Annotated in this window: 14 protein-coding genes; 8 read left to right on the plus strand and 6 right to left on the minus strand. The window is 60.1% G+C overall.

Annotated features, from left to right (window positions below; genetic code table 11):
- Window positions 1-117: 117 nt before the first annotated feature.
- The gene (locus AC5S26_RS03630) at window positions 118-1,161 is read right to left on the minus strand and encodes an alpha/beta hydrolase (RefSeq protein WP_494183485.1); all 1,044 of its coding nucleotides are present in this window, start codon (window positions 1,159-1,161) and stop codon (window positions 118-120) included.
- A gap of 67 nt (window positions 1,162-1,228) precedes the next feature.
- The gene (locus AC5S26_RS03635; RefSeq protein WP_494183486.1) at window positions 1,229-2,536 is read right to left on the minus strand and encodes a TCR/Tet family MFS transporter; all 1,308 of its coding nucleotides are present in this window, start codon (window positions 2,534-2,536) and stop codon (window positions 1,229-1,231) included.
- Between the two features lie 93 nt (window positions 2,537-2,629).
- On the opposite strand from AC5S26_RS03635, the gene tgt reads away from it, so the two are divergent.
- Window positions 2,630-3,781, plus strand: a complete 1,152-nt coding sequence (gene tgt / locus AC5S26_RS03640) for a tRNA guanosine(34) transglycosylase Tgt (RefSeq protein ID WP_494183487.1) — start codon at window positions 2,630-2,632, stop codon at window positions 3,779-3,781.
- Here tgt and AC5S26_RS03645 read toward each other — a convergent pair.
- On the minus strand, window positions 3,712-5,043 hold the full coding sequence (locus AC5S26_RS03645) for an FAD-dependent oxidoreductase (RefSeq protein ID WP_494183488.1): 1,332 nt from the start codon (window positions 5,041-5,043) through the stop codon (window positions 3,712-3,714). The genes tgt and AC5S26_RS03645 overlap by 70 nt on opposite strands.
- Window positions 5,044-5,102: 59 nt before the next feature.
- On the opposite strand from AC5S26_RS03645, the gene AC5S26_RS03650 reads away from it, so the two are divergent.
- The 3 genes from AC5S26_RS03650 (at window position 5,103) to AC5S26_RS03660 (ending at window position 8,249) form a co-directional block, all read left to right on the plus strand.
- A complete protein-coding gene (locus tag AC5S26_RS03650) occupies window positions 5,103-5,582 on the plus strand; it encodes a MarR family winged helix-turn-helix transcriptional regulator (RefSeq protein WP_494183489.1) in 480 nt (159 codons plus the stop codon).
- Between the two features lie 96 nt (window positions 5,583-5,678).
- Window positions 5,679-7,703, plus strand: a complete 2,025-nt coding sequence (locus tag AC5S26_RS03655; RefSeq protein WP_494183490.1) for a heparinase II/III domain-containing protein — start codon at window positions 5,679-5,681, stop codon at window positions 7,701-7,703.
- Window positions 7,704-7,733: 30 nt separating this feature from the next.
- The gene (locus AC5S26_RS03660; protein WP_494183491.1) at window positions 7,734-8,249 is read left to right on the plus strand and encodes a hypothetical protein; all 516 of its coding nucleotides are present in this window, start codon (window positions 7,734-7,736) and stop codon (window positions 8,247-8,249) included.
- Between the two features lie 50 nt (window positions 8,250-8,299).
- Here the strand turns inward: AC5S26_RS03660 and AC5S26_RS03665 are convergent, their stop codons facing one another.
- Together AC5S26_RS03665 and AC5S26_RS03670 are read right to left on the minus strand one after the other, a co-directional pair.
- A complete protein-coding gene (locus AC5S26_RS03665) occupies window positions 8,300-9,754 on the minus strand; it encodes a M20/M25/M40 family metallo-hydrolase (protein ID WP_494183492.1) in 1,455 nt (484 codons plus the stop codon).
- Between the two features lie 61 nt (window positions 9,755-9,815).
- Window positions 9,816-10,316 (minus strand): heme-degrading domain-containing protein, encoded by a 501-nt coding sequence (locus AC5S26_RS03670; RefSeq protein ID WP_494183493.1) that lies wholly within the window; start codon window positions 10,314-10,316, stop codon window positions 9,816-9,818.
- 99 nt (window positions 10,317-10,415) lie between these two features.
- Between AC5S26_RS03670 and AC5S26_RS03675 the strand changes: the two genes are divergently transcribed.
- The 4 genes from AC5S26_RS03675 to AC5S26_RS03690 all read left to right on the plus strand — a co-directional run bounded on the left by AC5S26_RS03675 (window position 10,416) and on the right by AC5S26_RS03690 (window position 15,187).
- Complete coding sequence (locus tag AC5S26_RS03675; RefSeq protein ID WP_494183494.1) at window positions 10,416-12,488, plus strand: M3 family metallopeptidase; 2,073 nt, start codon at window positions 10,416-10,418, stop codon at window positions 12,486-12,488.
- Window positions 12,489-12,535: 47 nt separating this feature from the next.
- The gene (locus AC5S26_RS03680; RefSeq protein ID WP_494183495.1) at window positions 12,536-13,321 is read left to right on the plus strand and encodes a HipA family kinase; all 786 of its coding nucleotides are present in this window, start codon (window positions 12,536-12,538) and stop codon (window positions 13,319-13,321) included.
- Window positions 13,305-13,706 (plus strand): DUF3037 domain-containing protein, encoded by a 402-nt coding sequence (locus tag AC5S26_RS03685; protein ID WP_494183496.1) that lies wholly within the window; start codon window positions 13,305-13,307, stop codon window positions 13,704-13,706. Before AC5S26_RS03680 ends, AC5S26_RS03685 begins: the two co-directional genes overlap by 17 nt.
- A 107-nt stretch (window positions 13,707-13,813) precedes the next feature.
- Complete coding sequence (locus tag AC5S26_RS03690) at window positions 13,814-15,187, plus strand: DUF805 domain-containing protein (protein WP_494183497.1); 1,374 nt, start codon at window positions 13,814-13,816, stop codon at window positions 15,185-15,187.
- 27 nt (window positions 15,188-15,214) lie between these two features.
- Here the strand turns inward: AC5S26_RS03690 and AC5S26_RS03695 are convergent, their stop codons facing one another.
- Window positions 15,215-16,642 (minus strand): MFS transporter, encoded by a 1,428-nt coding sequence (locus AC5S26_RS03695; protein WP_494183498.1) that lies wholly within the window; start codon window positions 16,640-16,642, stop codon window positions 15,215-15,217.
- Between the last annotated feature and the right edge of the window lie 13 nt (window positions 16,643-16,655).

The following is a 16,655-nucleotide window of genomic DNA, read 5'->3' on the forward strand; positions in this document are numbered from 1 at the left end:
TCGACTTCGCTGCGCTTCGCTCAGAATGACGACATGAGGGCCTCGCCTCAGAATGACGACGTTAGAGTTTCGCGTCTGGATGACAACTTCGCCTCTGGATGACAACATTGGTGGCAGCTAATGGGCTTCGCGATTCGCGATGGAGACGCGGAACGGAGGCTTCGTGGCTTCGGCGGGATCCTGTGCATAGGTTTCGGTGGTTTTGGCGGGATCGTAGTCGCGCCAGAGCCAGACCATCTCCTCGGGGAACTCGGCTGCACCCTCGCCGGGGCTATGCGGGCCGACGCCGAAGCTGAAGTGGAAGTCGTAGGACTTGAGCTTCAGCGCGTTGGCCAGGCGGATGTTTGCGAGCGGCCAGCTTCCGTAGCGATTGTTTTCCTGGTCGTTGTTACCGTCCTGCAGCCAGACGCGGAGGTTGCGGTGCGATTCGCGCAGGACTTTCTCGGGATAGTCCTGTCCGCCGTCGGGGACAGCAGGATCCTCGTGCCATTGGATCGCGGTGAAGCTGCCGATCCAGGAGATGACGCGGCTGAACTCATCGGGCATCTGCCAGGCGGCGTTGAAGGAGGTGATTCCACCGGAGGACATTCCGGTGATGGCGTGGCTGTAGGCGTCCTTGCGGAGGTTGTACTTCTGGGCGACGGTGGCCAGCAGCTCGTCGCGGAGGAAGCGGGCATAGCGGTCGGAGACGGTATCGTATTCGGTCGAGCGCATGGAGTCCTTGAGGGTGCGCGACCACTTCTTCGAGTAGGCGTCGACGAACTTGTAGGTGGGCGTGCCGGGCGCGCCGGAGATATCGCCGGGATCGGTGAAGACGGCGATCATGACAGGGATCTTGTGCTGGGCGATGAGGTTGTCGAGGACGTTGAGCGCCGGGTGATTGCCTTTGCGATCAATGTATCCGCCGCCGTCGTTGAAGACCATCACAGGTGCGGGAGTCTTTGGATCGTACTGCGCGGGGATATAGATCCAGTAGTTGCTGGTCATGCCGTCGTAAATATGGCTGCTGATCGAGAGCTTTTCCGAGAGTGTGCCTGCGGGGACGTTCGGGTTCTGCATGGAGTCCGCCGTAAGCGGGGGAGGAGGCGGCGCTGGGCCGGAGAAGTTTTGCGCGGAGGCGGAGAGGACCAGAGCGAGCGAGGCGGCCAGGTATCGGAACATGGGCTACCACTATACCGCTGCTCTATCAATACAGTATCGGCGCGCAATACAGTATCGGCGCGAATTTTCAGTCAGGGCTGAACCGCAGCAGCAGCAGGCTGAGCAGGAGCATGGAGGCGGCGAGGAAAAAGGGCGATCCGGGTAGATGGATTGCCGCTGTGGAGCCGATGGTCTTGCTGAAGATCCAGGTGAAGACACCGGGGCCGATGATTCCGGCGACTCCGCGAAGGCTGTTAATGGCTCCCTGGAGCTGACCTTGCTCGGAGGCGCTGGTTTTGCGGGAGAGCAGCCCCTGGGCGGAGGGCCAGGCGAAGGTCATCAGGTTGAGGAGAGGGATGCCGAGCCAGAAGAGCCAGCCTACGCGGGCAAGTCCGAAGAGGCAGTAGCCTATGGAGCCGCCAACGAGGCCGAGCATGATGGCGCGGCGTTCGTGGATGCGGGCCACGAGAGGCTTGAGAAGCACGGCACCATAGATGGCGCTGCAGATGCCGAGCGTTGCGAGAGAGAGTCCGACGGTGCGGTCGGTCCAGTGGTAGCGATAGTCGGCATAGATGACGAAGACATTGAGCAGCGATTGTTGCGCGATATAGCCGAGTAGAAGAACTCCCGAGAGCATGAGCATGTTGTCGCGGCGAAGAAGGTTGAGCGAGCCGACAGGATTGGCTCGGCGCCAGGAGAAGGCCATGCGGTTGGCGTGAGAGAGCGATTCGGGGAGCACGAAGAGGCCGTAGAGGCCGTTGAGAAGGCTGAGCCCGGCGGCCACCCAGAAGGGCAGACGGGGATAGATGGTTCCGAGTGTTCCTCCCACTGCGGGGCCAAGAACGAAGCCGAGGCCGAAGGCGGCGCTCAACATGCCGAAGGCGGCGGCGCGGCGCTCGTGCGGGGTGACGTCGGCCATATAGGCCATGGCGGTGGGGATGCTGGATGAGGTCACTCCGGAGATAACGCGACCCAGGAAGAGCCATGACAGCGCAGGCGCCCAAGCCATCAGAAGATAGTCGAGGCCTAGCCCGAAGTTGGAGAGCAGGACGATCGGGCGGCGGCCGATGCGGTCGGAGAGCGAGCCGAGGATGGGCGAGCAGAAGAACTGCACCACGGCAAAGACGGTTCCGAAGAGGCCGAGCATACGGGATGCGCTGGAGGTATCCCCGTGGAGGAAGCTCTCGATGAGACGCGGCAATACGGGAGCGATCATGCCGAGAGCGAGCATGTCGAGCGAGACGGTGAGGAAGATAAAGGCCGCAGCGGCACGGCGTCCGGGAGCAGGCGGGGTAAGGTTGTCTTCACCGGGCGGCGGTGTGACGAACTCGGGCTCCGTCAAGAGCGGATTGGGCTCAATGCTTGCGGACTCCGTATTGTCGAGTCGGTCGGGCATCGGAGATTGAGGTCAGTTTATGCGACTTTGCCTTGGATACCTTGGAGATTTCGGAAGTCTACGCAGATTCTGTGGATCGATACAATCAAAGAGATGGGTTTGACCTTCGAGATCAGCAGGACCGCGGAGAGCGGCGGTCGCAGGGGCGCGCTCGCTCTGCCGCATGGAGTGGTACAAACTCCGGTATTTATGCCCGTTGGAACCGTGGCCAGCGTGAAGACGGTGGAGCAGGGCGTGCTGGAGCGCATCGGGCCCGGCGGTAGAGGCGCGGAGATCATCCTTGCGAACACGTATCACCTTTATCTGCGGCCGGGGCACGAACTGATCGCGCGTATGGGCGGCGTGCATCGCTTTATGAGCTGGCAGCGTCCCATGCTGACCGACTCAGGCGGCTTCCAGGTCTTTAGCCTGAGCAGCCTGCGCAAAGTGACGCAGGATGGCGTGGAGTTCCGGTCGCACCTGGATGGGTCGCGGCACTTTTTTTCTCCGGAGCATTCGATGGACGTGCAGATCGCCCTGGGTGCGGATATCGCGATGGTCTTCGACGAGTGCGTGGAGACGCCGGCGAGCTGGGAACGCACGAAGGAGTCGATGGGGCTGACGCATGCCTGGGCCGCGCGATCGAAGGATCACTTTGAAGCGAATCGGCATAAGGTGCCATGGCACGAGGAGTTTGGGGGGGCGACGCAGAATCTGTTTGGTATCGTGCAGGGCGGAATGTATGTCGACCTGCGGCGTGAATCGGCGGAGCGGCTCGTAGAGATGGAGTTTCCCGGCTATGCGATCGGAGGGCTTGCGGTCGGCGAGCCGCGCGAAGTTACGCGGGAGATGATTGCTCGCACGCTGGAATGGCTGCCAAAGGACAAGCCTCGCTACGTAATGGGTGTGGGCTACCCGGATGAGATCGAAGAGTACGCGAAGATGGGCGTGGACATGATGGACTGCGTTCTTCCGACGCGCGCAGGACGCCATGGACTGGTGTTCACGCGAGGCGAAGATGGCAGCGCGGTGCGGATGAATATCAAGCGGAAGGAATACGCGGAAGACCAGGGGCCGATCGACGCGACGTGTAGCTGCATGGTTTGCTCTCGCTATACGCGGGCGTACCTGCGGCATTTATTCGTTGCGGGCGAGCCCCTGGGGCTGACGCTGAACTCCGTGCACAATCTGCATTTCTATCTGGCCACGATGGAGCGCGTAAGGACAGAGCTTTCCTCGTCGTCTTTGAACGAACCGCTGGGTTGATTCTCCTTGGCAGACGACGCCAGTGAAAAGATGGGCGATGATGTGTCCGCTATGGGTGGTTGCCAGTTCACTTTGTAACCCAGTAACCATTCCTGCTTCTTCGCTCTCGATAGAGGGACGAAGATCCGTAACAGTTGTTGCTGAATCCAGTATGCGAAGGGCGACATGGCTGCTTTACGCTGGCCGTTGCGGAGACCCAGCGCGATGACGCGATCGGTGCGGGGACGGCGATGTGCTTCGAACGCGGCGAACACCTCTCTCAATGGAGTATCGGCTGACTCATGAAGAAGCTTGGCAAGGTAGTGAGCATCTTCGAGAGCCATCGATGCCCCTTGCCCGGAGTGAGGCGCGACCGCATGCGCGGCGTCCCCAATGAGGAGGGTACGGCCTGCGCTCCATCGAGGCAGGTTGGGCACATCGTGAATGGCAACATTGAGGATGCTGGTCGCGGACTGGATAAGTTGAGGTACGGGATGAGCCCAGCCGCCATGAAGATTCATAAGGCGCTCCCGTAGTTCCTCCTGAGTGGTGGCGGCCATCTGATCCCGGCTGTCGAGTGGTGCCGCGGCAGTGCTCCACCATAGGGTGCGTGGGCCGTCGGCAGTCAGGGTGTGGAAGTAACCGAAGAAGCCATTTTTCCCGAAGATGAAGTGAACGCGTTGATGAGAACGCGGTGCAAGGTCGCTCTCCATGCAGGGACTGTAGCCGCCGGGAGCCAGCATGCCGGTGTATTCGGGCTTTGGAGCGTCGGGCAGGATCGCCTGACGAACCTGCGAGCGGATTCCGTCGGCGCCAATGACGAGATCTCCCTCAATGACAGTTCCGTCGGAAAAGTGAACGGAGACGGGACAGTTCGGCTCATCTTCGATGTGGACCAGCCTCTTGCCGTAAGAGATCGAGATGCCGCTGGCCTCGGCCTGTTCGACCACGACCTTGTGTAGTGCAGCGCGAGTGATCATCACGCTCGGCTGTCCGTAACGTGCGGCATCGCCTCCGCTGGTGCATGCAAGCAGTTTTCCTCGCTGATTTTCGAACGCCCATTCGTGCCCGGTCACGCTCACATCGCGCACCAGTTCGGCAACACCGGCGGCGGCAAGGACATTCATGCCGTTGGGAGCGAGACCAAGCGCTCCGCCTGCTTCGCTGGGGCCATCGGACGCCTCGAAGAGATGAACGCAGAAGCCTGCCTTCTTGAGCAGGAGTGCAAGTACCGGACCTGCGATACCCGCGCCAATAATAAGAACGCATCGGGGTCGATTCATGGAGATAATCCTTATTTGTTAATTATCTCAATAATTGAGATAATGATAAAGTAAAGGATATGGGCGACCCACGCAAGCGAAAAGAACTCGAAAGACAGGTGGGCATGGAGGTGGGCCGGGAGATTGGCGCTAGAACCATCCTGTTCCATCAAGCCATGGCTAATCTCGTGGGTGTCTCCGTAACCGACCTCAAGTGCCTGGATTATGTGGATCGAGGCGGCGATGTAACGGCGGGAGACCTGGCACGGGTTACGGGGCTGACGACGGGTGCGATCACTGCGGCGATCGACCGGTTGGAAAAAGTCGGGCTGGCTCGAAGAGAGCGAAGTGAAACGGACCGGCGAAAGGTCTTTATCCGACTTTCGCAGTCGCCGACCATGAAGCGGATTGCGCCAGTCTACGAAGCTCTGGGCAGAGAGACCGCCCAGCTGGTAACGCGATACTCGACCAAAGAGCTGGAGACGATCAAAGACTTTTGCGACCGTTGCATCGAGATCATGCGAAGACAGACAGAGGTCGTGCGGGCGATGCAGAAGTAGCGCCGGGCTTTATGGGAAGACTTCTGTAGCTGGTCGTTCCATTGCCCATACTTCTTCAACCGGCGAAGAGATGCGATAGTGGATCGCATGAATTCGATGAACCGAAGAGAGCTTGTGTGCGGTTCCGCCGCTTTGGTGGGGAGCGGGTACCTGTCTCCGGCGTTTCGACTGTCTGGGCTTTGGGAGAATATTCCTGAGATAACCGGGCCGCCGAAGCAGTTATTGAGCTCGACCTTCACACCCGAGCTGCTACGGACGAAGCTGGTTCCAATCGGCGCGTGGCATCCCTATCCGCGCGTGGCAGAGCGCGAGGCATGGCTGCAGGTTCCGGAAGATCTTCGGGCCGCGATCACGAAGCGTGCCGAGGTTTTTCGTGGCAAGGACTGGCCTTCGTTACTGGCGACGACGGCGCTTGATTTCAAACGCAATGGCGATCGCTCGCGCTATGAGAGCCAGCAGTTCGGCCGCCGGCACAGGCTGACAGAGCTGGTGCTGGGCGAGTGCGTAGTGGGCGATGGAAGATTTCTCGATGACATTGCGAATGGCATCTGGTTGATCTGCGAGGAGACCTTTTGGGGCGCGCCTGCTCATCTAGGAGCGCAGCGGGCGAAGGTGGGGCTTCCAGATGTAACAGAGCCGATCGTCGATCTGTTTGCGGCGGAGACTGCTTCGACGATGGCGTGGGTGCATTACCTGCTTGGCGAAAAACTGAACGCTGTCTCGCCGCTGCTTGCTCCGCGCATTGAGGTGGAGGCGAAGCGGCGTGTGCTCGATCCATTGCTCGAACGAGACGACATCTTCTGGATGGGTCTGCAGCCCAAGCGTGGCCGCCTGAACAACTGGAACCCATGGATCAACTCGAACTGGCTGATGACGAACATGCTGCTGGAGCAGGACGCGGCGCGCCGGCAACAGGCGCTTGAGAAAAGCTGCCGCAGCCTGGATGAGTTTCTCAGCGACTTCTCGGCAGATGGAGCCTGTGAAGAAGGTCCGGTGTACTGGCAGCGGTCGCCGGGATCGTACTTCGATTGCTGCAGGACGCTTGCCTCAGCGGTGAATGGAGCGGCGGATGTGATGACGCATCCCTTCGTGCAGCGGATGGGACAATATATCGCCGATGTACACATCGCAGGGAACGCGTATGTGAACTACGGCGATGCCCATATGGAAGATGCTCCATCGCCGGAGCTGGTCTATCGTTATGGGCGCGCCGCGAAGCTGCCATCGCTGATGGCCTTTGGGGCATTCCATTCGGCTGAAGACGGCCTGGGAGTGGTGGGGAACGAGGCGGAGCTGGAGCGAGCGTTGGGTGCGGGATTGCCGAGCCTGGCCCGATCGCTTCCAGATGTGCTGAGCGCGCGGGAGATTCGCGCGGCGAAGAAGGCAGATGCCCTGGGGCGCGATGCGTGGTATCCGTCGCTCCACCTGATGACGGCGCGGGCGAAGGCGAGCACGACAGACGGGTTCTATCTTGCGGCGCAGGCCGCAAACAACAACCGCAGCCACGGACACAACGATTCGGGAAGCTTCATCGTGTTTCATGACGGTGAGCCGGTCTTCATCGATGTGGGGGTAGAGGCGTATACGGCGAAGACCTTCAGCCCCGAGCGTTACACCATCTGGACGATGCAGTCGGCCTTTCACAACTTGCCGACGATTGGCGGGGTGATGCAGCAGGCGAACGCTCCCCACGCGGCCAGCGAGGTGAAGTACGCGAGCAGCGATGCGAGTGCGGGCATGACGATGAATCTTGCGACAGCGTACCCGGCAGCAGCGGGAGTAAAACGCTGGATTCGCGAGATTGCGCTCGATCGAAAGGCCGACACCATACGGCTGACCGAAGAGTTTGAACTGGCGAAGAGCGAGCAGGTGGCACTTTCGTTTATGACCTCGCGGTTGCCATCGGAAAATGGACGTGGAGTGGTTGTACTGCGTTCCGCGAAGGCAGGAGTGAAGGATGTCTCGCTGAAGTACGATGCCGCAGCGCTCGCCTACAGCATGGAGAAGATCGAGCTGAAAGACGAGGGCATGCGACGGTCGTGGGGGCCAGCGGTGTATCGAGTGCAGCTCCGTACCTTGCGAGATGTTGACCGGGCGCGGTGGGTAATGGAAATCGTTTAAAGGTCATAGCCGAGGGAGTGGAAAAGAGCGATGGCGACACGAAAGAAGGCGGCGAAGAAAACGGCGGAGCCGATTGACATCAGCGCAAAGCTGGCGGAGTCGCTGAGTGAGAGGTCGAAGCCTGAGAGGCACGAGAGCCATGATGCCCCGCAGACCGGCGACCAGGTAACGGTGGGTGATCGCGAGACGGTCTGGACCGTCAGTTCGGTCAGCTATAGCGGGCGCGAGGTCAATCTGAGCATTCCGGGAACAAATCTCGAGCGGTTCCGCGTACCGGTTGACGACCTGAACTTTGTCGGCCGTGCCCCACGTAAACCGAAGGAGCCTCCGAAACCGAAGATGGACGTGAAGGCTATCCGCGAGCGTATGGAGGAGGCGGAGCACTCGCTTATGGAGCATCTTGAGGGAGAGATTGCGGCGTTGAAGAAGTTCCTTCGCAGCAAAAACTTTCCCGACACCGAAGTGCTGGATGAGTTCGCAAAGAGCACCGAGACGGGCTGGAAGGAAGCAGTCGAAGCGATCGAGGAGAAGTTCGAAGAAGACTAATCGGAGCGGTTGCAAAATACCGTGGGCGCTTACGCTCTCGATCCGAAGATCTACGGCAGGACGCCTGCTGCTTTGAAGAACTGATAGTCATCCCATTGGTTCACCTTCTTCAGCCACTCTTCGGTCTGCGCTGCGGTATCGTGCGGGGCGAAGGACTGGGCTGAATCTGCGATGGCGTAGGCTGTGGCGGCGGTGGTGGCAACGCCCTGGTTCAGGTCAGCCTGATTGACGGAGTCAAACGAGTCCGAGGCCTTGTGGTGCAGCTTGAAGTACTTGTCTACCTCGTTCCAGAGGACGAGCGTGGGGACGCCTAGAACATCGAAAGAGATGTGGTCGGTCTGGAAGAGGAACTCGACGGAGGAAGTGGTGTCGTTCGATCCGAGACCCGCGAGCAGGGGCTCGACGTCCTTCAGAGCGTCTTTTTCGTCGTCGCGTCCCATCACGTACCAACCTTTCGCGCGTTGCGTGCCGGTGTCGGAGATGAGCACGCAATCAATGGAAGCCATCTGATCCTTGTGGCTGCGCACGTAGGCGGTTGAGCCAAGGATGCCCTGTTCCTCTCCGCCTATGAGGAGAAAGCGAATGGTGCGGCGGGGTGGATGTCCGCTGGCCTTGATGGCGCGGGCGACGTCAAGGACAGTGGAGACTCCGGTGCCGTTGTCCTGCGCTCCCGTGGCGGGATGCCAGGAGTCGAGGTGGCCTGCGACGATTACAACCTCGTTCGGCAACTCGCGGCCGGGAATCTCAGCTACGACGTTGTCGACTTTGATGTTTTTGCGAATGCGGTTTTTGAAGGAGAACTCAACCGAGACAGGACCGTGATCGAGCATGCGTTTGATCAGGGCCACATCCTCGCTGCCGACCTGGGCGACGGGATAGGAAGAGAGGCTGCCGTCAAAGGTCAGCGAGGTGGCAGACTCGATTCCATTGGGTCCACCGTACAGCATAAGCGCCTTGGGAGCGAGCTTTTGGAGAGGCTCGAGCGCTTTGAGAGTCTGGCTGAAGGGCTGATCGCCGAGGCTCTTCTCGTCGACGAGGACGATATTGCCGGCGAGCTTGTCCTTCTGGGCGTCGATGCCTTCCTCGGTAAAGTGCTCGAGATAGACGACATTTCCCTTCACACCGCCATCAGGAGTGGAAGGGCTCCAGCCGAGCGAGTAAATGTGCAGGTTCTGGACGCGCGGCGTGAGGATGCGGCCGGTCGCCGGCGTCTCAGGCTCCCAGGTGGCGGGCATGTTGAAGGGCTCGGTGTGCACGTTGGAGAGACCGAGAGCGTGGAACTTCTCTTCGGCCCAGGAGACGGCGTGGACGTAGTTGTCGGAGCCGGTGAGGCGCGGGCCGACGGTGTCGGCGAGCTGGCGGTCGTATTCGTAAGCCTGGCCGTTGACCATGATGTCGCCGATGATGTGGGCAACGTTGGCACGGGTCTCAGCAGAGACGGGCATCTGAGCTGAGGCGGTGATCGGGAAGGACGAGGCGAGAAGAACGAGTACGAAGCGGCGCATTTTCGGAATGTATCCCATGGGTTCGTAAAGGGGCAGGAGAGAGGGGTGCTGGGGCCTGCCGTTACGGTAAGCGGAGAGCTTCGGGATCGCGATCTAAAAAGCGTGAAAGCGCCTCCACGACAAGATTGTGATCTTCGCGTTGGGGAAGGCCGGAGACGGTGACGGCGCCGATGACCCCGGCGTTGATGACGTGCAGAGGAAAACTGCCTCCGTGAGTGGCATAGTCGGCGTCGTCAAGCGCGTACTTCTCGTGGAAGGTGATGTTGCTCTGCGCGAGATAGAGGCCAACCTGATAGGAGCTGCGATGGAAACGGGCGACGACGTTAGACTTGCGCTGCACCCAGCGGGAGTTATCCGGGGTCGTCCCGGCGAGCGCGGTGTAGAAGAGCGGCTGGATGGGCTGCCCGAAGCGCCGGATATCAATGACGAGGGTATGTTTGCGAGTCACGGCAAGATCGCGCAGAAGCGTGCCGAGGCGCCAGGCGTCGTCGCAGTCGAAGTGGGGGAGGCGAAGCTCGGTCTCCTGATGGATGACGCGGGCGAGATCTGCGGATGAGGCCATGGTGGGGGAATCCTTTATTGTAAAAGACAGTGGGATCGCGGTTATGCCGCCGGTATAACTTTATCCTTGTTGTCTCGTTGTTGTCCCCGAGGAGGCTGAATGGATCTGGTTCGAACGCTATCGTTACGTGCCGCCTGTTGCGTGGCTCTGGTATTTGCTTCGGGGACGGCGGGGGCGCAGGACGTGCTGCATGCCTGGACGGGAGGCGCCGATCCGGCGTCACTCGAGACGTGGGTGAACGCGCGGCTGGCGGCAGAGAAAGCCGACCTGGACAAGGTGATCGCGGTGAAGGGCGAGCATACGGTAGCGAACACGGTTCGCCCCTATGACGACGCGCAGAATGAACTGGCCCTGGCGGGCAACGAGGCTTACCTGATGTACTCGGTAGGCAATTCGGCGCCGTTGAGGGATAAAGGGCAGGCTCTGGTGGCCAAAATCTCGTCCGCGACGACGGATCTGAATCTGAACCAGGCGGTGTACCGTGCTCTGGCCGCGGTTCCACTGCCCACGAACGATCCGGCGACGAAGCATTATGTGGAGCGTGCGTTGCTGGAGTATCGGCTTGCGGGCGTGGACAAGGACGATGCCACCCGCGCGAAGATTCGCCAGCTGCAGGACAAGATTACCGACGCCTCACTTGCCTTCGGACGCAACGTTGCCGATGGCAAGCTGACGGTGACGGCCACGAAGGCGGAGCTGAAAGGCCTGCCGGAGGATTACATTGCCAGGCACAAGCCCGCCGCAGACGGAACCTACGCTCTGACAACCGATTCACCCGATAGCACGCCGGTGATGAACTTCGCGGCGGACGCGGGCCTGCGCAAGAGGATGTTCTTGACCTACAACCAGAGAGCCTATCCGGCGAATGTCGCAGTTCTGAAGAGCGTACTGGAGGCGCGGCAGGAGCTGGCCACGACGCTGGGCTACAAGACCTTCGCCGACCTGGCCATGGCCGACCAGATGATGGGTTCCGCGACGAACCTGAAAGCCTTTTTGAAAGAGGTGGACGAGGCCTCGCGCGGGCCGGCCGACAAGGAGTACGTCCTGTTGCTGGAGTATGCGAAGCAACAGCAGCCGGGGCTGACGAAGATCCCGTCGTCGGATGCGAGCTTCTGGTCAGAGCAGTACCGGCGCGCCAGATACGACTTCGACGCACAGAGCGTACGGCCGTACTTTCCCTATGACGAGGTGCAGGAAGGAATCCTGAAGACGGCGGCCAGCCTGTTCCATGTGGAGTTCCGCGCGGTTCCGGATGCGAAGACGTGGGATGCATCGGTCTCGACCTATGACGTCTTCGACGATGCAGGCGCGGCCAAGAAGAAGCTTGGACGGATTTACCTGGACATGCATCCACGCGACGGCAAGGACAAGTGGTTTTCCAGCGCGCCGATCGTTCCGGGGATCCGCGGACGGCAGCTTCCCGAGGGAGCGCTGATCTGCAACTTCTCGGGCGGCACCAAAGGCGATCCAGGCCTGATGGAGTACAGCGAGGTGGTGACCTTCTTCCACGAGTTCGGTCACCTGATGCACCACATTCTTGGCGGCCAGGGAGAGTGGTCGAACGCAGGAGGCTTCAGCGTGGAGGGCGACTTCGTGGAGGCTCCGTCGCAGATGCTGGAGGAGATGTTCCGCGATCGCGGGATTCTGCAGAGCTTCGCGAAGCAGTACCAGACCGGCGAGACTATTCCTTCGGCACTGATCGAGAAGATGAACGCAGCGGGAGCTTATGGGCGCGGGCGGTGGACGCAGGCCCAGCTGTTCTATTCGACCTATTCGCTGCAGGTGCATGATCGCGCGCCGGAGCAGGTGAACTTCGACGCTCTGCTGCGGGAGGACTCGGACCGGTTCACGCACTTCACCTTCCTCGAGGGGGATCGCATGTACGCGAGCTTCACGCACCTGACCAGCTACTCGTCGAACTACTACACCTACGTGCTGGACAAGGTGATCGCAGTGGACTTCTTCTCGCAGTTCGACAAGGCGAACCTGCTGTCAGGACCGACGGCGATGCGCTACCGCAGGACCGTGCTGGAGCCGGGAGCGGCAAAGCCAGCAACCGGCCTGGTGAAGGACTTCCTTGGGCGGTCACAGAGTCTCGATGCGTTGAAGCTCTGGATCAATGAGGAGTTCAAGGCCAATGGGGCCGCTGGAGCAACGGCGAAGGGCGCGTAAAAGTCTGATGCACCGGACAGCGGTTGGATTGCCGCTACACTTGAAGGATGCAGCTCAGGACAGTCAGGGCGACGCAATATGTAACGGCGCTGCGCGAGGGCGGAAGCCTTCCGGCGATCGTTGCTGCCGATGATCTGGGATTGTACGTGCTGAAATTTCGCGGCGCAGGGCAAGGCCCGCTAGCGTTGGTGGCGGAGCTGATCGCCGGTGAGATTGGACGCGAGCTGGGATTGAATGTTCCGGAGCTCGTCTTCATGGAGGTAGACGCGGCGCTGGGACGCAACGAGCCGGATCAAGAGATCCGCGATCTGTTGAAGGCGAGCGTGGGGCTGAACCTTGCCCTCGACTATCTTCCGGGATCGACGATGTTTGACCCTGCAGCGAAAGACGAGGCGGATGCGAAGACAGCTTCCATGGCGGTGTGGTTCGACGCGTTTGTGATGAACGTGGATCGCACGCCGCGCAATGCGAATCTGCTCTGCTGGCACCGCGAGCTCTATTTCATCGATCATGGCGCTGCGCTCTATGTCCACCACGATTGGGAGACGATGCTCGAACGCGCGGAATCGCCGTTTCGCGAGTCGAAGAATCACATCCTTCTGCCGTGGGCGACGGAGCTTGAGGAGGCCGAAGAAAGAGCGCGGCTTCTGCTGACGGATGAAAAGATCTCGCGGATCCTGGAACAGGTTCCCGACCGGTGGCTGTTGCGGGAGGGGGACGGCGTGGGCGCAACGCAAAAGCGCCAGGTCTATGCAGACTTCCTGTCGCGCAGGCTGAAGGCGTCCACGAAGTTTCGAGAGGAGGCCGACCGTGCCCGTGCCGAGCTCGTTTGATTATGCGGTGGTGCGCGTGGTTCCTCGCGTGGAGCGTGGGGAGTTCATCAACGCGGGCGTGATCGTCTTTTGCCTGGAGCAGAGGTTTCTCGACGCACGCGTAGTTGTGGACGAGACGCGCCTGAGGGCGCTCTGGCCGCAGATCGATATGGAGCTGATACACCGACACCTGGAGGCGATCTCAAAGATTGCAACGGGCGATCCCTCGGCGGGACCGATTGCAAAGCTGTCGCAGCGGGAACGGTTCCATTGGCTGGTCTCGCCGCGCAGCACGATGGTCCAGGTCTCGCCTGTACACACCGGTCTCTGCGAGGAGAAGGCCGAGGGAGTGCTGGAGGAGCTGTCACAGCGATTGCTGGGAACTTCTCCGCACCCAAAAAGCTAAAGGATTAATTTCCAGAGGCAAAGCCTTAGATTTGAATGTGTTCAAAAATAGATTGATTTCCTGTTCGTGTGTGCCCTATATTGAACGTGTTCAAAACAAGAGGCCCTATGCGACGCGAGAGATGGATGTGGCTGTTCACGTGGGAGGGACGCATATCGCGGCTGCCGTACTTTCTGGCCGCTGTCGTGCTGGTGGCGGTGAAGTATGCGATCGACCGGTCTGTCGCGACGAAGTTTCACCAGCCCTGGCATCTCTGGAACTACGTCTTCCCTCAGCTTGGGGGATCGTTCGCAGGAGTGTCGAACCACAGACAGATGTATGTCTATCTCTGGGGAATCGCAATTCCGTTTTTCTGGGCGGGTGTCGCGCTTACGCTGCGAAGGCTGCGCGACGCCGGAAGGCATGCGGGATGGGTGTTCCTGCTCTTCGTTCCGCTTGCAAATCTAGCGATGTTTCTCTGGCTTTCACTCGCGCCCGGTGTGGACCAAGATCACGAGGACGATACGGCCGTAAGTCTGGAAACTACGCAGGTCTCCGAGGACGATGGAAGACGCAGGGCGATAGCAGGGGTCGTGGTTGCAACGGCGCTTGGCCTTTGCCTTGTGTCGCTGGACACGCGAATCCTGGTGGAGTATGCCTCGGGCTTGTTCCTGGGAGTGCCGTTTCTCACGGGATTTGTGGCCTCCTGGTTCCTGAACGTCGGCGGCATCCGCTCCGGCAAGGAGACAGCCACAGTATGCATGATTACAACGCTGTTGATCGGCGTGGTCTTGCTGGGATTCGCCTTGGAGGGCGCGCTTTGTCTTGTGATGGCTCTTCCGCTGGCTCTTCCTTTTTCGATTGCGGGTGGAGAGATCGCACGGGAGATCTTGCGTAGACGGCCTGATATGCCGGGTCGGCCCACCTTTGCGGCATGCATTACGGTGCTTCCGATGATCATGTTCACCGAGCATGCCACCAGGCTGGAGCCGCCTGTGCTTTCAGTGACGAGCAGCATCGTCATCAACGCGCCGGTCTCGACGGTATGGAAGAACGTAATCTCTTTTCCTCCACTGGCTCCCCCGGAAGAGCTGATCTTTCGAGCGGGAATCGCGTACCCGATTGGCGCGGAGATCAAGGGATCGGGGCCGGGCGCGGTACGATACTGCCGATTCTCAACTGGAGATTTTGTCGAGCCGGTTACGACGTGGGATGAGAATCATCTGCTCGCCTTTGATGTAGCTGCTCAGCCGCAATCACTGCGCGAGATCAGTCCGTGGAAGGTGATGCCCCCGCACCTGGAGCGCAACTATATGCGGTCGAAGCACGGACAGTTCAGACTGGTGGCGCTGGATGAGCACCGCACGTTGCTGGAGGGAACGACGTGGTATCAGAATTACTTCTGGCCTCAGGCGTACTGGCGCGGCATATCCGATTCCATCGTGCACGACATTCATATGCGTGTGCTGGAGCATGTGAAACGGCAGGCGGAAGCGCATTGATTGCGGGTGTGACTCAAAAACGCGACATCAGCCTCTGGCGGAGAGAGGCTTGCTGATCTTTTCGAGAGACTGCCCTTCGGCTGCGACTCCCAGGACGATCTCGGTTCCGGCGGCGATCACCATGAGGGCAGCAGCAGCGAGGTATCCCCAGAAGAGATGGACGGCTGAGCCCATTTGAATCAGGGCGCCGAAAAGAGCAGGTCCGGCGACTCCGCCGATGAGAGTGCCGATGGCGTAAAAGATGCTGATCGCCATGGCGCGAACTTCAAGCGGAAAGATTTCGCTGACGGTGAGGTAGGCTGCGCTGGCTGCCGAGGAGGCGATAAAGAAGATCACTGTCCAGCAGATAGTTTGAGTGATGGCGGTCAGCATTCCCTCCACGAAGAGCCAGCCGGTGATGGCGAGCAGGAGGCCGCTGAGACCATAGGTGAGCGAGATCATCTTCTTGCGGCCGACGGTGTCAAAGAGATGCCCCATAAGGATTGGCCCGAGTACATTGCCGATGGCAAAGGGAAAGATGTAGTAGCCGGCCTTGGTGGGAGGGATGTTGTAGAAGCGCTCGAGGACGAGTGCATAGGTGAAGAAGATGGCGTTGTAGAAGAAGGCCTGCGCCACCATGAGAGTGAGGCCGAGTAGGGAGCGGGAGCGATTTTCTCCCATCATGGCCATCCAGACCTCTTTGAGCGGGGTATGGGTGCGGGTATGAATCTCGACGGCGTCTTCGGTGGGATGGGGAAGCCTCTGCCCGGTTTGTTCTGTGATTTTGTCTTCCACATCGCAGACGATCTTTTCCGCGGCTTCATTCTTGCCGTGGATGACGAGCCAGCGCGGGCTCTCGGGAACGAAGTGGCGGAGAAAGAGGATTCCGGCTCCTAGAACGACGCCGATGCCGAAGGCGAAACGCCAGGCGAAGTCGGGGTTGAACCGATGGCCGTTCAGAAGGATGACGGTCATTCCGGCTCCGAGTGCGGCGCCGAGCCAGTAGGTGGAGTTGATGATGAGGTCGATGCGTCCGCGAAGCCGGGCGGGAATAAGCTCGTCGATGGCGGAGTTGATGGCAGCGTATTCGCCACCAATGCCGAGGCCGGTGATGAAACGGAAGATGGAGTAGCTCCCGAAGTTCCAGGAGAGTGCGGTGGCTCCGGTCGCAACCAGGTAGACGAGAAGAGTGATGGTGAAGAGCTTCTTGCGTCCCAGGCGATCGGTGGCCCAGCCGAAGAACAGGGCGCCGATTACGGCACCGGCGAGGTAAAAGGTGGCTGACTGACCGACCTGGGAGTCGGTCATGTTCAGGGCCTGCTTGAGGACACCGCCAATGGTTCCGGCGAGCGTGACCTCAAGGCCGTCGAGGACCCAAGTGATTCCGAGCCCGGTGACGATGAGCCAATGCCAGCGGGACCATGGAAGTCGATCAAGTCGCGCAGGAATGTGCGTGTGAACGACTTCCCCACTCATAGGTGAGTGAGAT

It is taken from the genome of Edaphobacter sp. FHG110511_03 (assembly GCF_059115365.1).

Bases quoted from the DNA above. Each gene is read 5' to 3' on its own strand.
- AC5S26_RS03655 (WP_494183490.1), top strand. From the start codon at position 5,679: ATGAACCGAAGAGAGCTTGTGTGCGGTTCCGCCGCTTTGGTGGGGAGC.
- AC5S26_RS03695 (WP_494183498.1), bottom strand. From the start codon at position 16,642: ATGAGTGGGGAAGTCGTTCACACGCACATTCCTGCGCGACTTGATCGA.
- AC5S26_RS03635 (WP_494183486.1), bottom strand. From the start codon at position 2,536: ATGCCCGACCGACTCGACAATACGGAGTCCGCAAGCATTGAGCCCAAT.
- AC5S26_RS03690 (WP_494183497.1), top strand. From the start codon at position 13,814: ATGCGACGCGAGAGATGGATGTGGCTGTTCACGTGGGAGGGACGCATA.
- AC5S26_RS03645 (WP_494183488.1), bottom strand. From the start codon at position 5,043: ATGAATCGACCCCGATGCGTTCTTATTATTGGCGCGGGTATCGCAGGT.
- AC5S26_RS03660 (WP_494183491.1), top strand. From the start codon at position 7,734: ATGGCGACACGAAAGAAGGCGGCGAAGAAAACGGCGGAGCCGATTGAC.
- AC5S26_RS03680 (WP_494183495.1), top strand. From the start codon at position 12,536: ATGCAGCTCAGGACAGTCAGGGCGACGCAATATGTAACGGCGCTGCGC.
- AC5S26_RS03630 (WP_494183485.1), bottom strand. From the start codon at position 1,161: ATGTTCCGATACCTGGCCGCCTCGCTCGCTCTGGTCCTCTCCGCCTCC.
- AC5S26_RS03670 (WP_494183493.1), bottom strand. From the start codon at position 10,316: ATGGCCTCATCCGCAGATCTCGCCCGCGTCATCCATCAGGAGACCGAG.
- AC5S26_RS03675 (WP_494183494.1), top strand. From the start codon at position 10,416: ATGGATCTGGTTCGAACGCTATCGTTACGTGCCGCCTGTTGCGTGGCT.
- tgt (WP_494183487.1), top strand. From the start codon at position 2,630: ATGGGTTTGACCTTCGAGATCAGCAGGACCGCGGAGAGCGGCGGTCGC.
- AC5S26_RS03665 (WP_494183492.1), bottom strand. From the start codon at position 9,754: ATGCGCCGCTTCGTACTCGTTCTTCTCGCCTCGTCCTTCCCGATCACC.
- AC5S26_RS03650 (WP_494183489.1), top strand. From the start codon at position 5,103: ATGGGCGACCCACGCAAGCGAAAAGAACTCGAAAGACAGGTGGGCATG.